Raw genomic sequence first — 17,809 nt, 5'->3', positions numbered from 1 at the left:
CATTAATCACGTCCAATACCTATTGGAGCACGATTAATCACCACCGAAGATAAGCTGAGGTCATGGAGCTCCGCCAGATCCGCTACGTCCTCGCACTCGCCGAGGAGTGTCACTTCGGCCGCGCCGCCGAGCGGCTCCACGTGGCCCAGTCCGCCCTCTCCCAGCAGCTCAAGCAGTTGGAGCGCGAGCTGGGCACGGCACTGTTCACACGGTCGACGAGGCGGGTCGAACTCACCGAGGCCGGGCGCCAGTTGGTCACCCGTGGACGGTCGATCCTGGCCGAGGTCGAACGGGCGGAGGAACAGATGGCGCTGCTCGCCACCGGGCAGGCGGGGCGGGTGTCCATCGGCTTCGTCGGCACGGCCACCTACGACGTGCTGCCGAGGATCGCCCGGCAGGTCCGGGAGCGACTGCCGGACGTGACCCTCGAACTGCACGGCGAACTACTCAACCCCACGCTGGTCGAAGGCCTGCGGGACGGCACCTACGACCTCGCCCTGCTGCGCTCCGACGACCTGCCGGACCGCGGTCTGCGCTTCACCGCCCTGCGGTCCGAACGGCTGGTGGCCGCCCTTCCCGCCGGACATCGGCTGGCCGACCGGAGTCGGGTCTCCCTCGCGGAACTGGCCGACGAGCCCTTCGTCATCCATCCCTCCCAGGGCCGGTCCTCCATGCACGGCCGGGTCCTCGCCGCCTGCGCCCGGGCCGGATTCGTACCGTCCCCGTTGACGGAGGTGGGCGAGACCTCCACCCTCGCTGTCTTCGTCGCGGCCGGCCACGGTGTGGCGCTGGTCCCGGAATCGGTGCAGAGTCTCCGCCTCGACCGGGTGGTCTACGTGCCTCTCGCCGAGACCGAGACCGTCACCCTGGCGCTCGCACGCCGCCCGCAGCGCAATTCTCAGGCCACCGAGCGGATAGCGGCGATGATCGAGCGGCACATGTCGAGCGGTAGCGAGCCTTGACCCCGCCGGTTCGGCGACGAGCGACACGTCGCCCCCGCCTTGCAACGGGTCCAGGAAAACCAGGCTTGAGATCTCGCGAGAACGCGGCCCGCTTGGTACGGTCTGCCGCGATCGCACCGGGGATCGAGCCCTGGAACAGCCAGTCACCCCTCGCCGCGGTCGCACACGACGGCATAGGCTCGGCTCTCACCGAGTGAAGCCGACACACGGTGGATCTTGGTCATGGCGCCGATCCCCGGGAATCCGGCTTTCATGATGTGCACGGGCGCTGAGTCTTCGAACAAGGTCTGGGCTGGATCATGACGTACCCGTCTCGCACACGCCTCCACGAAACCCTCGCGCGGCACCGGTCAGGTGCGGCATGATCGACACCGTCAGGATTCCCCGAGCCCATCGCTTCGCCACCGCGCAGATCGAGACGGACCGTCAGGTGGAGCTCTGGGAGCGGCACAACGCGAAGTCTTTGATCGCCCTCGCCTGCCGACCGCCCGCCGCCCGGTCGTTCGAGGCTACGGAGGTGAACCTCCAGCTCGAACGGATCCACCTGGCCCGGGTCCGTGGGACTCGGCACCTGGTCGAGCGGTCCGCCGAGCTGGTCGAGGCCGAGCCCACCGAGGCGATCGCCGTCTACGTGACGATCATGGGTGAGACCGTGTTCGAGCAGGACGGGCAGCGTCGGGTGCTGCGGCCCGGGCAGCTCCTGGTCTGCGATGCCGACCGTCCCTTCCTCCGGGCGTTCGGCCAGGGCCTGGACGAACTGGCCGTGAAGGTGCCCCGGTCGGAGTTCTCCGCGATCACCGGTCTGGCGACCGTCCCCACACCCGTCACCGTCGACGTGGGGCCCGGCCAGAACCAGCACGGCCGGGCCCTGGCCAGGCTCGTGGGACGGGCGGTCCGCCGGGACTGCCCCGTGCCGGCGGACGAGCAGGCCGTACTCGAACTCGTCTCGGTGCTCGCCACCCGCGGCCAGGTCGGCCTGCCCGTGGCACACACCTCAGCGGCTCGGATGTACATCGAGGAGCACTTCACCGATCCGATGCTCCGCGCGGCCGACATCGCGTCCAGCACGGGCATCAGCGAGCGGCACCTGTCGCGTCTGTTCGCAGCCGTCGGCACGAGTGTGCCCAGACACATCCTCGCGCGCCGACTGGACGCTGCCTACAGCATGCTGTCCGCCGACACGACCGACAGTCTCCGGACGTCGGACGTGGCGGCACGGTGCGGTTTTACCTCGGTCGCCTACTTCTCCCACACCTTCCACAAGCGGTTCGGCATCACCGCCGGGGACGTTCGCCCGACGCCGGCAGACTGAGCGGTCGCGGCCGGCGATCCTCATTTCCGCCATCTCGGCCCGGATCGTTGGATCGGCCGGGGACGTCCACCGACACTCGTTCGCACCAGCCCGGAGCCCCTGTCCGGGACGAGGAGAGGTGTGGCACATGCCCGTGTTCGACGATGGTCAGCCCGAGACCCGTCCGCCCGAGGCGTCGGTGGTCGAGACCGACGTGCTCATCGTCGGCTCCGGGCCGGCCGGCGCGTCGGCGGCGCTGTTCCTGTCGACGCTCGGCGTCGACAACATCGTGATCACGAAGTACCGGTGGACCGCGAACACGCCACGCGCCCACATCACCAACCAGCGGGCGATGGAGATCTTCCGCGACATGGGCATCGAGGACCAGGTCCTGGCCGATGCCACGCCGCACCACCTGGTCGGCGACACGGTCTTCTGCACGTCGATCGCCGGTGAGGAGATCGGGCGTATCCATACCTGGGGAACTCACCCGGCGCGCGAAGCCGACTACCAACTGGCCTCGCCGTGCCTCGTGGTGGACATCCCGCAGACCTACCTCGAGCCGATCCTGGTCAAGAACGCGACCGCGCGAGGCACGCAGACGCGGTTCTCCACGGAGTACGTCTCGCACACGCAGGACGCGGACGGGGTCGACGTCCTTGCCCGGGACCGGCTGACCGGGGCGGAGTACATCATCCGGGCCAAGTACCTGATCGGCGCCGACGGCGCCCGCTCCAAGGTCGCCGCCGACATCGGGCTGCCGTACGAGGGCGCGATGGACATCGCGGGGTCGATGAACATCACGTTCAAGGCCGACATCGCGGCGTACGTGGGTCACCGCCCCTCGGTCCTCTACTGGGTGATCCAGCCGGGGGCGAACGTCGGAGGCATCGGGGCCGGCCTGGTGCGCATGGTGCGTCCGTGGAACGAGTGGCTGATCGTCTGGGGCTACGACATCAACGACGAGCCGCCCGTCGTCGACGAGGCGTCCGCGACCCAGATCGTGCGCGACCTCCTCGGCATGCCCGACATCGACGTCGAGATCACCGGCACCAGTCTGTGGGGCAACAACGAGATGTTCGCGAAGCACCTGCAGAAGGGCCGCGTCTTCTGTGCCGGGGACGCGATCCACCGGCATCCACCGAGCAACGGGCTGGGCTCCAACACCTCGATCCAGGACTCCTACAACCTGGCGTGGAAGCTCGCCCTCGTGCTGCACGGTCAGGCGGACCCGAAGCTGCTCGACACCTACTCGACCGAGCGGGCGCCGGTCGCCGAGCGCATCGTCCGACGGGCGAACCGGTCCAGCCGTGAGTTCGTGCAGTTCTTCGAGGTGCTCGGACTACTCGACGCCACGACGGAGGAGGAGATGGTCGCGGCGATCGAGGAACGGAAGGCCAACACGCCCGAGGGTGCGGCCAGGCGGGCCGCGCTGGTCGACGCGATGGAGCTGAAGAACTACGAGTTCAACGCCCACGGGGTGGACCTCGGACAGTTCTACCGGTCGGCCGCGGTCGTCTCCGACGGATCGTCGCTGCCCGCGCCCACCCGCGATCCCGACCTGTACTACGAGATGTCCACGGTGCCCGGCGCCCATCTGCCGCACGCCTGGGTCGGTGACACCATGAGCAGGACGGCGATGATGGACCTCGCCCCCTACGACCGTTTCACCCTCGTCACCGGCATCGCCGGCGAGGCCTGGGCCTCGGTGGCCGCAAAGGTGCAGCAAGAACTCCGGATTCCGCTGGAGACCGTCGTCATCGGGCCGGGTCAGGAGGTCACGGACCTGTACTACGACTGGGCGAAGCTGCGCGAGGTCGAGGAGAGCGGCACCGTGCTGGTGCGACCCGACAAGCACATCGCCTGGCGCTCGATGACAATGCCCGAAGATCCCGAGGGTGCTCTGCGTGCAGCGCTGCTCCAGATCCTGGGGAAGGCGTGACCGGCATGCGGTTCGCCCACGACACACTCGCGCAGCGCGTCCTGTTCGTCTCCGGTGCGGCAGCGGAGACTCTGGTCGCCGAGGTCAAGGAACTGGGCGCGTCACGGGTCATGGTGATCGCCGGGGAGGCCGAGCGCGAACTCGCCCAACGGGTCGCCGCGCAGCTGTCCGTGGCGCACTGGCACCACGAGGTGGCCATGCACGTGCCGGTCGAGGTCGCCGAGCGGGCCAGGAACCAGGCCGACACCCATCAGGTCGACGCGCTCGTCTGCGTCGGCGGCGGCTCGACGACCGGGCTGGCCAAGGCGGTGGCGCTCACCACCGGCCTGCCCATCGTCGCGGTGCCGACCACGTACGCGGGTTCGGAGGCCACCAACGTGTGGGGACTCACCGAACACGCCCGGAAGACCACCGGCACCGACCCCCGGGTGCTCCCGCGCACGATCGTGTACGACGCCACGCTCATGCTCACCCTGCCGGTCGGCCTCAGCGTGGCATCCGGCCTCAACGCCCTGGCACACTGCGTCGACTCGATGTGGGCCCCCCGCACCGACCCGATCGACCAGGCACTGGCCGGCGAGGGCATCCGTGCACTGCGCATCGGGCTGCCTCTGGTCGTCGCCGAGCCGGGCGGCCTGCACGGACGTGAACACGCCCTGTACGGCGCCTACTTGTCCGCGGTGGCGTTCGCCTCGGCCGGATCCGGCCTTCACCACAAGATCTGTCACGTCCTCGGCGGCATGTTCGACCTTCCGCACGCCCAGACCCACGCCGTCGTCCTTCCCCACGTACTCGCCTTCAACGCGCCCCACGCGCCCGACGCCGCGCGACGTATCGCCACCGCCTTCGACGCCGAGTCCGCGACCGGTGGACTCGGCCGCCTGCGCGCCCAGCTCGACGCGCCCCGAGCGCTTCGCGACTACGACATGCCGGAGTCCGGCATCACCGCCGCCGCGGAGGCGATCCTCGCCGCGGCGCCGCCGAGCAATCCGGCCCCCGTGACCCGCGACAACATCATCGGGCTGCTGCACGCGGCCTGGGAAGGAACGGAACCCCGATGACCGACACCGTCTCCGCCGAACAGGAGCATCGCGAGGCGGACCTGGTCGAACGCGTCGCCCGTTCGTTCGACAACTGCACCGCCCCGCGGCTCAAGCAGCTGATGACCTCGCTCGTGCACCATCTCCACGCCTTCGTCCGCGACGTCCGCCTCACCGAGAGCGAATGGGCCAAGGCCATCGAATTCCTCACCGCCGCCGGGCACATCACGGACGACAAGCGCCAGGAGTTCATCCTGCTCTCCGACGTCCTCGGCATCTCGATGCAGACCATCGCCATCAACAACGAGGCGTACGGCGACGCGACCGAGGCGACCGTCTTCGGCCCGTTCTTCGTCGAGGACAGCCCCGAGATCCCCGTCGGCGGTGACATCTCCGCCGGCGCGAGCGGGGAACCGTGCTGGGTCGAGGGCACCGTCTCCGACAGCAAGGGACAGCCGCTCGCAGGTGCTCGTATCGAGGTCTGGGAAGCCGACGCGGACGGCCTCTACGACGTCCAGCACGACGACGGCCGGACCGCCGCCCGAGGCCACCTCTTCACCGACACCCAGGGACGCTACTCGTTCTGGGGCATCACACCGACGCCGTACCCCATCCCCCACGACGGTCCCGTGGGCAAGATGCTCGAAGCCGTCGGCCGGTCCCCGATGCGGGCCTCGCATCTGCACTTCATGGTCAGCGCCCCGGGACAGCGCACACTGGTCACCCACATCTTCGTCCGGGGCGACCAACTGCTCGGCGCGGACTCGGTGTTCGGGGTCAAGCCGTCGCTGGTGAAAGAGTTCGAACGCCAGATCCCCGGCTCCCCGACGCCGGACGGCCGCGCGGTGGACGGCGCATGGTCGCGGGTCGCCTTCGACATCGTGCTGGCTCCAGCCGGTACGTGACTGTTCGGCCGCCCCACCAGCCGTCGCGCGTTCGCGGGAGCCCTGTTCCCTGTGTCCGACCTACCCGGTAGGGCTGCCCTGCCGCAGGCCGCCGTCCCGCACTAAGGAAGCACGTATGGCCGCCACCGTCTCCAACTTCAACTACGGCGCGGTGACCCCGATCGCCGCCTACGTCATGGCCGCCCTCGGGGCGTCGCTCGGGTTACGGTGCACGACACGGTCACTGCGACGCCCGCACCACAGGGCCAGATGGCTGGCCCTGGGCTCCGTCTCGTTCGGCTGCGGCATATGGGCCATGCACTTCATCGCCATGATCGGCTTCGACGTCGAGGAGGCAGTGGTCCACTACGACCGGAATCAGACACTCCTCAGTCTCGTCGTCGTCATCGCCTGCGTCGCCGTCGGCATGTTCCTCGTCGGCTACCGGGGCTGTTCCCCGCTCGTCCTGATGACGGCCGGCATCATCACCGGGAACGGGATCGTGACCATGAACGGGCTCGGTATGAGCGCCATCAAGATCGACGGCAGCCTCCATTACGACGGTCGCATCGTGATCCTCACCTTCGTCTTCACCATCGTGATCGCCACCGCGGCACTGTGGGCAGCGGTCTCGATCCACGCCCTGTGGTCCAGCATGGGCGCGAGCCTGATCATGGGAGTGGCGGTGACCGGCACGCACTACATCGGCATGGCCGCCCTCTCCCTTCAGCTCACCGGCCATGCCTCGATCGACCAGTCGACCAGCAATCTGAAGTTCCTCATGGTGATGCTCGCCGGTCCGCTCGCCGTCCTCCTGATCGCCAGCACCATCGTCATGTTCGACCCCGACATGATGATCACTGACGACGATCCGGAGCGGGCGGCGCCCTCACCGCGAGGGACCGGTTCCGCCTACCCCACGCAGTAGGCGTCCGACGCACACCCGGGATCAGCGGGGTTCCTGACCGGGGCCGGCCGCGGGAAGGACCAGGCGGAAGGTACAGCCACGACCGGGGGCCGTGTCGAGTTCGAGGCGGCCGCCGTGCCCCTCGGCGATGGCCGCGGCGATGGCCAGGCCCAGTCCGCTGCCGCCGTGGATGCGGGAGCGGGCGGGGTCGGCCCGGTAGAAGCGCTCGAAGACGTGCTCGGCGTCGACGGGTTCGAGGCCCGGTCCCTCGTCCGCCACCTCGATCACCGCGACCGGGAACCCCTCCGGCAGGGGCGGTGAGACCGAGGTACGTCCGGGACGGTCGACGCCGCCGGTACCGGGGGTCGCCTCGGTCGTGCCGAGGCGGACGTGGACACGGGTGCCGGGCGGAGTGTGGATGCCGGCGTTGGAGAGCAGGTTCTCCAGGATCTGCCGCAATCGGTGCGGGTCGCCGACAGTCTCGGCCACGTCGAGTTCCTCAGCCCCGGTGGGATCGGCCGGAGTGCGCAGCGGGCCGAGGGTGAAGGGGTGGCCCCTACCGTGGGCGGCGGCGGCACTGACGGCGTCCGCCGCGAGGGACAGCAGGTCGACCGGCTCCCTGCGGTAGGAAGGTTCCTTGTCCAGGGTCGCGAGCAGTTGGAGGTCGTCGACGAGCAGGCTCATGCGTTCGGCGTTCTGCGCGATGACCCGGTTGGCCTCGTCCCGTTCGAGGCCCGAGCGCGGTTCGGGGCGGAGGCCGAGTTGGGCGTAGCCCTGGATGGCGGTGAGCGGAGTGCGCAGTTCGTGCCCGGCGTCGGCGACGAACCGGCGAAGCCGGGCTTCCGAAGCCTCTCGGGCCAGCAATGCCTTCTGCAGACGGTCGAGCATGGAGTTCAGGACCCGTCCGAGTCGTCCGATCTCGGTGCGCGCGTCGGTGTCCGCCAACCGCAGGTCCAGCCGGCCCGCGGTGATGTCCTGGGCCGTCCGTTCCATTCTGGTCAGGGGCAGGAGTCCCAGCCGAACCACCCACCGGCCCAGGGCGATCAGGGCGAGGATCGTCACCGCGAGCAGCACGGCGTTCAGCCACAGGAGCTTCGATGTGGCGCCGTCGACGGTGTCCAGCGGAAGAGCGACCACGGCGCTCATGTCGTCCGGACCAGGGTTCAGCAGCACCCGCCAGCGGCCGTCGCCACTGACGGCGGGCACGGTCTCGGGGTGCCCGTCCCGCAGTCCGAGGTTCTCCGCGTGCTCGGTCAACCGGGGTCCGGGCCTGGTCCCGGAGCTCAGGACACCGTGGAGACGGCGCCCGGAGGAGTCGTAGAAGTAGATGCGGAAGTCCGAGGGGAGCACGTCCTGTCGTTCTCCCGGTTCCGGGAGCTCGTCCTTGAGCGCGTCGTCGTAGGCGGGAGTCGGTGGATGGAACTCGACGAGCTGCGCGTCGACACGGTCCAGCAGCCAGGAGCGAAGCACCGCATAGCCCATCGCCTGGGAGGTCAGGACCGCCGCGGTGGCAAGCAGGGTGGCGCCGAGGATGAGTCGCCGTCGCACCGACTTGGGCGGCCGGGGCAGGAACCGGGTCACTGGTCCGCCGTACCCCCTTGGTCGCGGGGAAGCCTCAGGCAGTAGCCGACGCCCCGCACGGTGTGAATCAGTGGTGGTTCGAAACAATCGATCTTCCTACGCAGATACCTCACGTACGTTTCGATGATCCGGGAGTCGCCCGCGAAGTCGAAACCCCAGACGTGGTCGAGGATCTGGACCTTGCTCAGCACCTGGCCCGCGTTCGACAGGAGGTAGGCCAGGAGCTTGAACTCGGTCGGCGACAGGGCGACGTACTGCCCCGCGCGGTACACCTCGTGGGCGCCCTCGTCGAGTTCGAGGTCGGCATGGCGCAGAACGCTCTCCACCACCTGCCATTCGGTGGCCGGCGTCGTACGCCGCAGGATGGCCTCGATGCGCAGCAGTACCTCCTCGATGCTGAAGGGTTTGGCCACATAGTCGTCCCCGCCCGCGCTGAGGCCGGTGATGCGGTCGTCGGTGCCGGTGCGGGCGGTCAGGAACAGGATCGGACAGTCGTTCCCTGCCGCCCGCAGCCTGCGGGTCACCTCGAAGCCGTCCAGGTCGGGCAGCATCACGTCCAGCAACACCAGGTGGGGGTCCAGGCGTTGGATCTCCAGGAGGGCCGCCCGACCGGTATCGGCGCTGCTCACCTCGTAACCGGTCAGGCGAAGCGTTGCCTCCAGCAGGGTGCGGATGCTGGGTTCGTCCTCGACCACGAGGAGCCGACGTCGCGGTCGCGCGGCTGTGGGCTGCTCGGTCATGCGTCTGCTGGTCCCCGTTCTGCCGTGTCGCGACCGTCGCTCGGGCGTCGGCTACTTGGCGGCGCAGTCGTAGAGCACGTTGCTTCCTCCGAACCCCATCACACCACCGGCGTTGTTCTGTGCCGACGTGTCGGAGGTGCCGCCGTACGCCGACGCCGGGACCTTGGTGCAGTTGTCGGCGATCCAGTCGGAGCGCTGCTTGGTGTATCCGCCGGACAGGCCCGGCGCGCTGCCGCCGTTCGTGTCGGAGCCCAGGATGTAGCGTAGTTCGCCGTCCTTGGTCCATTTCTCCAACTCGGCCACCGACGGCGAGTTGTCGCTGTTGGTGAAGCCGCCCATGGCGATGACGGTCTCGTCGGTGCCCAGGATGAAGGCGCTGGCGCTGAGGGCACCGCCCTCGACGGCGAGCTTGATGCGTGCGTCAGGTGCCTGCTCGACGGCGTACCGGATGATCTTGCGCTGGTCGGCGGTGAGTTTCGCGTCGGCGCCACCGCCGGGCCCACCAGGGGCGCCGCCCGAGCCGGCGCCCGGGAAGGAGGGGGTGGCACGGTCGTTCGAACCCGATCCCCCGGGTGCACCGGGCATACCGTTCGCACCTCCTGTGGGCATGCCGGACGGCATTCCGCCGGTCGAGGGTTCACCGGTCTGTCCCGAAGGGGCGCCGCCGCCGGGGAGGCTCGGCATCCCGGACGGCATCCCCGACGGAAGGCCTCCGCCGTTCGAACTCTGCCGGGGCATTCCACCGCCACCGCCCATTCCGAACGTCGTCGGACCTGCCGTCGGGTTGGAACCCCCCATGCCGGTCGAGCCGGGCACGGTCGCCGCCCACGCTCCCGGTGCCACCAGAACCGATGCGACCGCGGCGCAGCCGGCGACCGTCAGCAGTCGGCCACGGCTTCGTGACAGCACCAACAGGACGACCGCCGCGCAACCGACCAACAGCACGGGCCACACCAACCAGCCGTTCCAGTCGGGCTCACGGCGGACCAGCACCACGGCCCAGGCCACGCTCACCACGACCGCGGCGACGCCCACCTGAGGCGCCCACCGCAGACCGGCGCGATGGGCACGGACGAGGGCGGCCACCAGCCCGCCGCACAACGCCGCGATCGCCGGGGCCAGTTGAGTGGTGTAGTACGGGTGGAAGATGCCCTTCTGGGTCGAGAACACGGCCGCGCAGACCACCAGCCAGGTCCCCCACAGCAGCCAGCCGGAGGCCGGCAGCAGGGCGGAGTCGGACACCCGGCCGCGCCGGCGCAGTACCGCGCAGGCGACCGCGACCGCGAGAGCCAGCCCGCAGACCGGCAGCAACCAGCTGATCTGACCGCCCACTTGCGTCTCGAACAGTCGGCTCAGGCCGGGCCGGCCGCCGAATCCACCGGCGAATCCACCGCCTGAGCCGCCGCCCATCCCCTGCGGCGTTCCGTCGCTGGAGCCGAAGACCCTGCCCAGGCCGTTGTAGCCGATCACGAGGTCCCAGGCCGAGCCGTCCTTGCTGCCGCCGATGTACGGTCGGTCGCCCGGCCACAGGGCCACCATGGCGACCCACCACAAGGAGGACGCCGCCAGGATGGCCCCCGCGCCCAGCAGACGCCGCACTCGCGGTATCCAGGCGCCGCTTCCTCCCACGAGCCAGGCGACGGCGAACGCGGGAACGACCATCCAGGCGGCGAGCATCTTGGTGAGGAACCCGCACCCGATCAGAAACCCGCTCGCGCACAGCCACCAGGTCGCGGCCCGGCCTTCGGCCTGCAACGCACGGGTGAGTGCGTACGCCGCCGACACCAGCAGGAGCACCAGCAGCGTGTCCGGGTTGTTGTCCCGGTTGATGGCCACGGTGATCGGCGTCAGTGTGAGCACCAGAGCCGCGACCAGCGCCGCCGCCTCCCCCGCCCAGCGGCGCACGGTGCGATGCAGCACCAGCACGCCGGCCACGCCTTCGAGCAGCTGCGGCAGGATCAGCGCCCAGCCGTGCAGTCCGAAGATCTTGCTGCTGATCACCTGCGGCCACAGCGCGGCCGGCGGCTTGTCGACCGTGATCACGCCCGCCGGGTCGAAGGAGCCGAAGAGGAAGTTGGTCCAGTTCATCCCCATCGACTTCACGGCCGCCGAGTAGTAACTGTTGCCCCAGCCAAGGGAGTTCAGCGCCCAGCCGTACAGAACGGCCGCGACGACGAGGACGGCTCCGAGCGCCGCGGGTGCCGCCCAGCCGGGGATGCGACGGACGGCCGTGGTCGTATGCGCACGCTCCCCGTCGGGTGCCGATGCCGCTGGTGCGGGCCTGATGTGCGCGTGGTTGCTCATGTGGGGATTCGCTCTCGTCAACGGTTACGGCTACGGGGGGCGGCGAAGACGGCCAGGCGCAGCACGGCGAAGCGCACGCAGGTGACCGCGACGGACGCCGTGGTGAGGACCGCGGTCTCCGCGGCCGGTGAGGCACCGGGGTCGAGCCACTTGAACCACAGCACCGCCGCGGACGTGACCACGTAGCCGAGCACGAACAGGCCTCCCGCACCGAGGTGCACGCGGGCGGGCGGGGAGGTGGAGTGCCGGAAGGTGAGGCGCCGGTTCGCCTCGGTGTTCAGGACGGTGAGGACGAACAGCGAGATCAGGTTGGCGACGGCCGGAGACCACCAACCGCGCAACAGCCAGTACAGCAAGGCCTGTCCGACCGTGGAGACGACACCGATCGCGACGAAGCAGCCGACCTCCCACGACAGCGCGCCGCGTCCCGTGGAGGGTGCGAGGACGGCGTCGGGGTGCTCCGCGGCCGGCTCGGGACGCGGCACCACCTCGACCCGGGCGTCACCGGACGCCTTGAGTCGCGCCATCCGCCACAGGCCCCGCAGGTCCTCCCTGGCGGTGCTCACCACGTCCACCCGGGTGTCGACGTCCTCGACCCAGTCGACCGGGACCTCGTGGATCCGCAGTCCGTTGTGTTCGGCGAGCAGGAGCAACTCCGTGTCGAAGAACCACGCGTCGTCGCGGGTCACGTCGAGCAGCGGCCGGAGCACTTCCGTCCGCGCCGCCTTGAATCCGCACTGGGCGTCGGTGAAGCGGACTCCGTGGGTGAGCCGGATGATGCCGTTGTAGCAGCGGGAGACGAACTCGCGCCGCGGTCCGCGCACCGTGCGCGAGCCGGGAGCCAGCCGGGAGCCGATCGCGAGGTCGGAGTGACCGCTGGCCAATGGCGCGATCAGGGGGAGCAGGCCGTCCAGGCCGGTGGACAGGTCGACGTCCATGTACGCCACGATGTCGGCGTCGCTGGCGCCCCAGACGGTACGCAGGGCGAGACCGCGGCCCTTGCGGTCGAGGTGGACGACGCCGACGCCGGGCAGTTCGTCCGCGAGGCGGCGGGCGGTGGCCAGGGTGTCGTCGGTGCTGGCGTTGTCGGCGACCGTGATGCGCCAGGGGAACGGGAACTCCCGGTCCAGGCGGGCGTGGAGCGTACGAAGACACCCGGGCAGGGCGCGTTCCTCGTTGTAGACCGGAACCACGATGTCCACCGTCGTGGTTCCGGCGTGCGGGAGAACCGAACGCGCGACGGGCTGGAAGGGTGCGGGACGCTCCACTCGGGCGGCGAGTTCGGCGAGGTGGGGGGTGGGAGTCATGGCTTCCTCAGGCATGAGGGGACGGCAGACTGCGGCTCATAGGCCCTGATCCAGGGCCGGAGCCTCACTGTTGCCGTCTCGCCTGTGGGGGCCGGGGGAGAATACCGAGAACTGACGGGGAGTCAGATCTATGGCCGAAAGTGCTCCCACGATGCGCTCGGAGCACAGCTGCACCATGGCGCGCCGGAGGGCGGACGAGTACGGCCTCCCGGACGGGCAGGTCTCACCTCGGGCCGTGCCCGCGGACCGTGTCGCGGAAGGCGATCGGGGTCTGGCCCGTGCGCTGGTGGAAGTACTTGTTGAAGTGGGTGGCGCTGGAGAAGCCGAGGCGGTCGGCGATGCGCGCGGCACTGTGATCGCTGTGGGCCAGGAGGCGCTTGGCTTCGAGGACGACGCGTCGGTCGATGAACTCCTTGGCGCCCAGGCCGGCCGTGGCGAGGGTGGCGCGCGCGAGGGTGCGGGCCGAGTAGCCGAGCGCTTCGGCGTAGTCCTCGACCCGGCGGGTGCGGGCGAAGTCCGTCTCCACCGCGTCACGAAAGCCCAGGTAGATCGCGTCCGGTTCAGGGGCTGGACTGCCGGCCGGCGCGGTGAGGTGGGCCAGCCGCAGGACGAGGACGGCCAGCAGGTGACGCAGGGCCGCGGTGTGGATTTCCAGGGGCAGCCGTCCGAGGGCCTGGAACTCGGCGGCGAGATGGTCAGCGGCCTGTAGCAACGTCCGGCTGTCCTCGGGCAGGGGTCGACGCAGGACCGGCGCGTGCGGGTCTTCGGTGCGGGCGCCGGCAGTGGTGGCCGGGTCGAGGAACTCCTGGCGGAACAGGATCAGCGTGCCCTCGGCGTGGGTGAGGTCGCCCCACTGCTGGACCTGGCCGGGCCGAACCCACAGCCATGAACCGGGTTCGAGGGCGTAGGAGGTGAAGTCGACCGTGTGCCAGAGGGTTCCGCCCGTGAGAGTGATCAGGTGGTGGAAGTCCGGGCGCTGGGGGGCCGCGAGCCGCTCGCCGGATACGCGGTCGCGCAGGTCGGCGAGGGTCAGCACCTCGACGCCTGCGGGGGTACCCGCGGGCGCCGCGAAGGAGATCTCAGGAATCCCCCGGTCGGCATCATGTCGCTTTTTGACCATCACTAGTCGCCAGCGTATCTCATTCACCCTGCTCAGCAGCTCTAGCTTGGAGCTGTCAGCCCAGCCGACGTCACTCGATGTCGGAAATCAGTAAGCAGTCGGTAGGAGAGGAGGCGGGTCATGGCTTCGACGGAAACAGCCTCCCTGACGTACGCCTTCGACGCGTACTGCGCCTGGTGCTTCGGCTTCGGCCCCACCCTGCGGGCCTTCGCCGAGGAGAACGCCCACCGCATCCGGATCCGCGTCGTGTCGGCCGGTCTCTACACCGGTGCCCGGACGCTGCCGATCGCGGCCCATCCCCACCTGTCGGCCGAACGCGGCACCATCACGCGGCTGACCGGAGCCACCTTCGGCACGGGCTACGACCGTGCCCTGTCGCGGGGAACGACCGTGCTCGACTCCACCGCCGCGGCGGCGGGGCTGGCCGCGCTGCGCGACCAGCCCGGCATCAGCGAACTGGACGCGGCCGAGGCCATGCAGCGGGCATGGTTCGTCGACGGCCGCAGCCTGTCCGACGCGGAGGTCTACCGGGAGATGGCCGTCGCGCTCGGCCTGGACGCGGACGCCGTGACCGCGGTGTTCGACTCCCCGGCCGGCAGGGTGAAAGCCCGTGCCGACTTCCGCGCGCTGCGCCGCCTCCGTGTGCTCTCGTACCCGACGCTTCTGCTGGACACCGCGCACGGCGCGGACCAGCTGGGCGGCGCGGGCTCCACGGCCGCTTCCCTGACCGCCGCCCTCGACCAGCGGTTGACCACCTCCCTCCCCCAAGCCCCCGTCCAAGACCTGCCCTTGCAAGGAGAACTGTCATGAGCAACGCCAAGAACACCGTCCTGACCGCCGCCGGAGAACTGTTCGGCAAGAAGGACCCGAGCGCGGTGGACCGGTGGGTCGCCGCCGACTACACCCAGCACAGCAGCCTTGCCGCCGACGGTCCCGAGGCCCTGCGCCAACTGGTCGCGGGCCTGCCGGAGGGCTTCGGTTACGAGGGCGCCCGGGTGATCGCCGACGGAGACCTGGTCGCCCTGCACGGCACGTACCACGGCTTCGGGCCGGACCCGCTGGTCGCCTTCGACGTCTTCCGCGTCGACGCCGACGGCAAGCTCGCCGAGCACTGGGACGCCCTGACCCCGCAGGTCAAGGACACCGCCTCCGGGCGCTCGCAGACCGATGGACCCACCGAGGTCACCGCGCCCGAGGAGACCGAGGCCAACCGGGCCCTGGTCGCCGAGTTCGCGCAGAAGGTCCTGGTCGGCGCCGACTACTCGGTGCTCACCGACTACATCTCCACCGAGACGTACGACCAGCACAACCCGCAGGCCGCCGACGGCCTCGACGGCTTCGGTGCCGCTGCCGCGAAGTGGGCCGAGCAGGGCAAGAACCTCGTCTACAGGACCGTCCACAAGGTCATCGCCGAGGGCGACTTCGTCCTGCTCCAGTCCGAGGGCGAGTTCGGCGTCCCCGTCGCCTACTACGACCTCTTCCGCGTCCAGGACGGCAAGATCGTCGAGCACTGGGACGTCATCTCCCCGATCCCCGCCGAACTGCCCCACACCAACGGCCTGTTCTGAAGCCGCGCGCCGTCCGCAAGGAGACAACGCGATGAGTGAGCTCACCTACGCCGGGAAGACCTTCGTCTTCCGCGTCGACAACGGGGTCGTCTTCCGCAACACCTACGCGGCCGACGGCACCACCCTCCGCTACGAGACCCTCGAAGGCCCGACCGAGGGTTCCGAGGAGACCGTCACCCTGCACACCGCCGAGGTGACCCCCGGCCTGTTCATGCTCGGCTGGGCAGAGAAGTCCGGCATGACGGTCACCCACCTCATGAACCTCAACACCCTTACGGTCCACGCCTTCTGGACCTACGAGACGGGGGACGGCCGCGTCGCCGAACTCCACACCGGAACCCTCGAACCCGTCTGAGGGGCCCTCACTCGTCCACCGTGCCCTGCCCGACCCGGGAGGGCACGGTGGCGCGCTCTTCGGCGGACCCCTACCGCATCGACCCGTCACGAGCTCACCGTCCGGAGGACCCCGTGTACCCGACCCCGCTGCCGCTCGCCGCCTACCGAACCACTGTCGCCTTGGACGAGCCGTTCGGCCCCGACGCCGACCACGACCCTGGCGACCGGTCCGCCGGCCTGGTACGCGAGGCGCTCGCCCTGCTGGCCGACGACCCGGCAGCGGCGAAGGCCGGGTTGCACCGCGGCGCCGCGGACCGGATCGACGACGCCGCTGCCCGGCGGCTCCTGCGCGCGGTGCTGACGCTCCGGGAGCCCGCCCCGCTGCCGACCGGGACCACCCGCGTGCTGGACACGCTCCTGGCCGGCGAACGCCTGGCACGCGACACCACCGACGCCGCCTCGCTGCCCACCGTCCGTGACACGCTCCCCCACACCACCTACCGGGCCGCCGACCGCACGGTGCTGTGGCAGGGCGATCTCACCACCCTCCGCGCGGACGCCGTCGTGAACGCCGCCAACAGCGCCCTGCTCGGCTGCTTCGCCCCGATGCACGCATGCATCGACAACGCCCTGCACGCCGCGGCGGGCCCCCGCCTTCGCGCCGACTGCGACACGATCATGTCCCTCCAAGGCCACCCCGAGCCGACCGGCACAGCCAAGATCACCCGCGGCTACCACCTGCCCGCACGCCACGTCCTGCACACCGTCGGCCCGATCGTCGACGGCCCCGTGCTCCCGCAGCACCGGAACGCACTGGCGGCCTCGTACCGCGCCTGCCTCGACCTCGCCGCCGACGTGAGCGGCCTGCGCAACGTGGCGTTCTGCGGCATCAGCACCGGCGTCTTCGGCTACCCCAAGGCGCCCGCCGCCCGCATCGCCCTCAACACCGTGGCCGACTGGCTCGACCTCCACCCCGGGCGGTTCGACCGCGTGGTCTTCAACGTGTACGCGGACGACGACCGCGCCGCGTACGTGCAGGCACTGACCGAAGGAAACCAGCCCCGATGAACGAGCCCACCTTCGACCTGGAAGCCGCCGCCGGGACGATACACACCTGGCTCGGCGAGGCCGACCGCGTCCTGATCACCGCCGGTGCCGGACTCAGCGCCGCCGCCGGATACGACTACGGCGACGAAGACCGCTTCCGGGAACTCTTCCCTGCCCTGCACCGCCTCGGCCTGCGCTCCCGCTACCTCGTCGGCGTACCCCTGCCGCCCGAGCTGTGGTGGGGTTACTGGGCCGTCCACATCGACGACATCCGCTTCTCCTCACGCCCCAACCCCCTTTACCAGCAACTGAGTTCCCTCGTCGCCGGCAAGGACCACTGGGTGATGACGTCCAACGTGGACGCTCTCTTCGCCCGCAACGGCTTCGCCCCCGACCGGATCTTCACCCCGCAGGGCGACTACGGCCGCTACCAGTGCACGACCCCCTGTACCCCGACCACCTGGGACAGCCGTCCCCTCGTCGCACAGCTCCTCGCCGCGTACGACCCGGCAACCGGCGCCGTGACCGGTCCCCTGCCCCGTTGCCCGAACTGCGGCGGCGAGGTCGAGATCAACCTCCGTATCGGCCCCGAGTTCGTCGACGACCCCTATCTCCCCGCGGGCCGCCGCCTCCAGGACTGGCTGGGAACCACCGCCGGAACCCGCCTGCTCATCCTCGAGTTCGGCGCCGGATTCAACACCCCCGGCGTCATCCGATGGCCGGGCGAACACCTCACCCGCCAGAGCCCCCACGCCCGCCTCGTACGCGTCAACCCCACCC

16 protein-coding genes are annotated in these 17,809 nt (G+C 70.0%); 11 read left to right on the top strand and 5 right to left on the bottom strand.

The features are described from left to right. The first annotated feature begins 62 nt into the window (after positions 1 to 62). The 6 genes from JHN63_RS13615 (at position 63) to JHN63_RS13590 (ending at position 7,047) form a co-directional block, all read left to right on the top strand. On the top strand, positions 63 to 962 hold the full coding sequence (locus JHN63_RS13615; RefSeq protein WP_200680048.1) for a LysR family transcriptional regulator: 900 nt from the start codon (positions 63 to 65) through the stop codon (positions 960 to 962). Between the two features lie 361 nt (positions 963 to 1,323). Next, positions 1,324 to 2,274, top strand: coding sequence for a helix-turn-helix domain-containing protein (locus JHN63_RS13610; protein WP_200680047.1), 951 nt, complete (start codon positions 1,324 to 1,326; stop codon positions 2,272 to 2,274). Between the two features lie 127 nt (positions 2,275 to 2,401). After that, entirely contained in the window at positions 2,402 to 4,195 is a 1,794-nt protein-coding gene (locus JHN63_RS13605; RefSeq protein WP_200680046.1) for an FAD-dependent monooxygenase, read from the top strand. A gap of 5 nt (positions 4,196 to 4,200) precedes the next feature. Beyond that, positions 4,201 to 5,256, top strand: coding sequence for a maleylacetate reductase (locus JHN63_RS13600; RefSeq protein WP_200680045.1), 1,056 nt, complete (start codon positions 4,201 to 4,203; stop codon positions 5,254 to 5,256). Beyond that, the gene (locus JHN63_RS13595; RefSeq protein WP_200680044.1) at positions 5,253 to 6,140 is read left to right on the top strand and encodes an intradiol ring-cleavage dioxygenase; all 888 of its coding nucleotides are present in this window, start codon (positions 5,253 to 5,255) and stop codon (positions 6,138 to 6,140) included. The genes JHN63_RS13600 and JHN63_RS13595 overlap by 4 nt, the downstream gene beginning before the upstream one ends. Positions 6,141 to 6,255: 115 nt before the next feature. Then, a complete protein-coding gene (locus tag JHN63_RS13590; protein WP_200680043.1) occupies positions 6,256 to 7,047 on the top strand; it encodes an MHYT domain-containing protein in 792 nt (263 codons plus the stop codon). A gap of 21 nt (positions 7,048 to 7,068) precedes the next feature. Here the strand turns inward: JHN63_RS13590 and JHN63_RS13585 are convergent, their stop codons facing one another. The 5 genes from JHN63_RS13585 to JHN63_RS13565 all read right to left on the bottom strand — a co-directional run bounded on the left by JHN63_RS13585 (position 7,069) and on the right by JHN63_RS13565 (position 14,078). Further along, entirely contained in the window at positions 7,069 to 8,607 is a 1,539-nt protein-coding gene (locus JHN63_RS13585) for a cell wall metabolism sensor histidine kinase WalK (protein ID WP_200680042.1), read from the bottom strand. Beyond that, positions 8,604 to 9,347, bottom strand: coding sequence for a response regulator transcription factor (locus tag JHN63_RS13580; RefSeq protein ID WP_200680041.1), 744 nt, complete (start codon positions 9,345 to 9,347; stop codon positions 8,604 to 8,606). The genes JHN63_RS13585 and JHN63_RS13580 overlap by 4 nt, the downstream gene beginning before the upstream one ends. A 51-nt stretch (positions 9,348 to 9,398) precedes the next feature. Beyond that, positions 9,399 to 11,651 carry a glycosyltransferase family 39 protein gene (locus tag JHN63_RS13575; RefSeq protein ID WP_200680040.1) on the bottom strand — a complete coding sequence of 751 codons (2,253 nt, stop codon included), beginning with the start codon at positions 11,649 to 11,651 and terminating at the stop codon, positions 9,399 to 9,401. 17 nt (positions 11,652 to 11,668) lie between these two features. After that, positions 11,669 to 12,958, bottom strand: coding sequence for a bifunctional glycosyltransferase family 2/GtrA family protein (locus tag JHN63_RS13570; protein ID WP_200680039.1), 1,290 nt, complete (start codon positions 12,956 to 12,958; stop codon positions 11,669 to 11,671). A 223-nt stretch (positions 12,959 to 13,181) separates the two neighbouring features. Next, positions 13,182 to 14,078: a helix-turn-helix transcriptional regulator gene (locus tag JHN63_RS13565; protein ID WP_200680038.1), complete on the bottom strand. Its 897-nt coding sequence runs from the start codon at positions 14,076 to 14,078 to the stop codon at positions 13,182 to 13,184. Between the two features lie 120 nt (positions 14,079 to 14,198). On the opposite strand from JHN63_RS13565, the gene JHN63_RS13560 reads away from it, so the two are divergent. The 5 genes from JHN63_RS13560 to JHN63_RS13540 all read left to right on the top strand — a co-directional run. After that, a complete protein-coding gene (locus tag JHN63_RS13560) occupies positions 14,199 to 14,888 on the top strand; it encodes a DsbA family protein (protein WP_234476544.1) in 690 nt (229 codons plus the stop codon). Next, entirely contained in the window at positions 14,885 to 15,646 is a 762-nt protein-coding gene (locus JHN63_RS13555) for a nuclear transport factor 2 family protein (RefSeq protein ID WP_200680037.1), read from the top strand. The genes JHN63_RS13560 and JHN63_RS13555 overlap by 4 nt, the downstream gene beginning before the upstream one ends. A 31-nt stretch (positions 15,647 to 15,677) precedes the next feature. Then, entirely contained in the window at positions 15,678 to 16,001 is a 324-nt protein-coding gene (locus JHN63_RS13550) for a hypothetical protein (protein WP_200680036.1), read from the top strand. A gap of 47 nt (positions 16,002 to 16,048) precedes the next feature. Then, complete coding sequence (locus JHN63_RS13545) at positions 16,049 to 17,050, top strand: protein-ADP-ribose hydrolase (protein ID WP_307781885.1); 1,002 nt, start codon at positions 16,049 to 16,051, stop codon at positions 17,048 to 17,050. Continuing rightward, on the top strand, positions 17,047 to 17,809 hold a 763-nt coding region (locus tag JHN63_RS13540), incomplete at its 3' end, for an NAD-dependent protein deacetylase of SIR2 family (protein ID WP_200680035.1). The genes JHN63_RS13545 and JHN63_RS13540, both read left to right, overlap by 4 nt.

Source organism: Streptomyces sp. MBT65 (genome assembly GCF_016612545.1).
Classification (GTDB): Bacteria; Actinomycetota; Actinomycetes; order Streptomycetales; family Streptomycetaceae; genus Streptomyces.
This window is presented reverse-complemented; position numbering and strand designations above follow the sequence as displayed.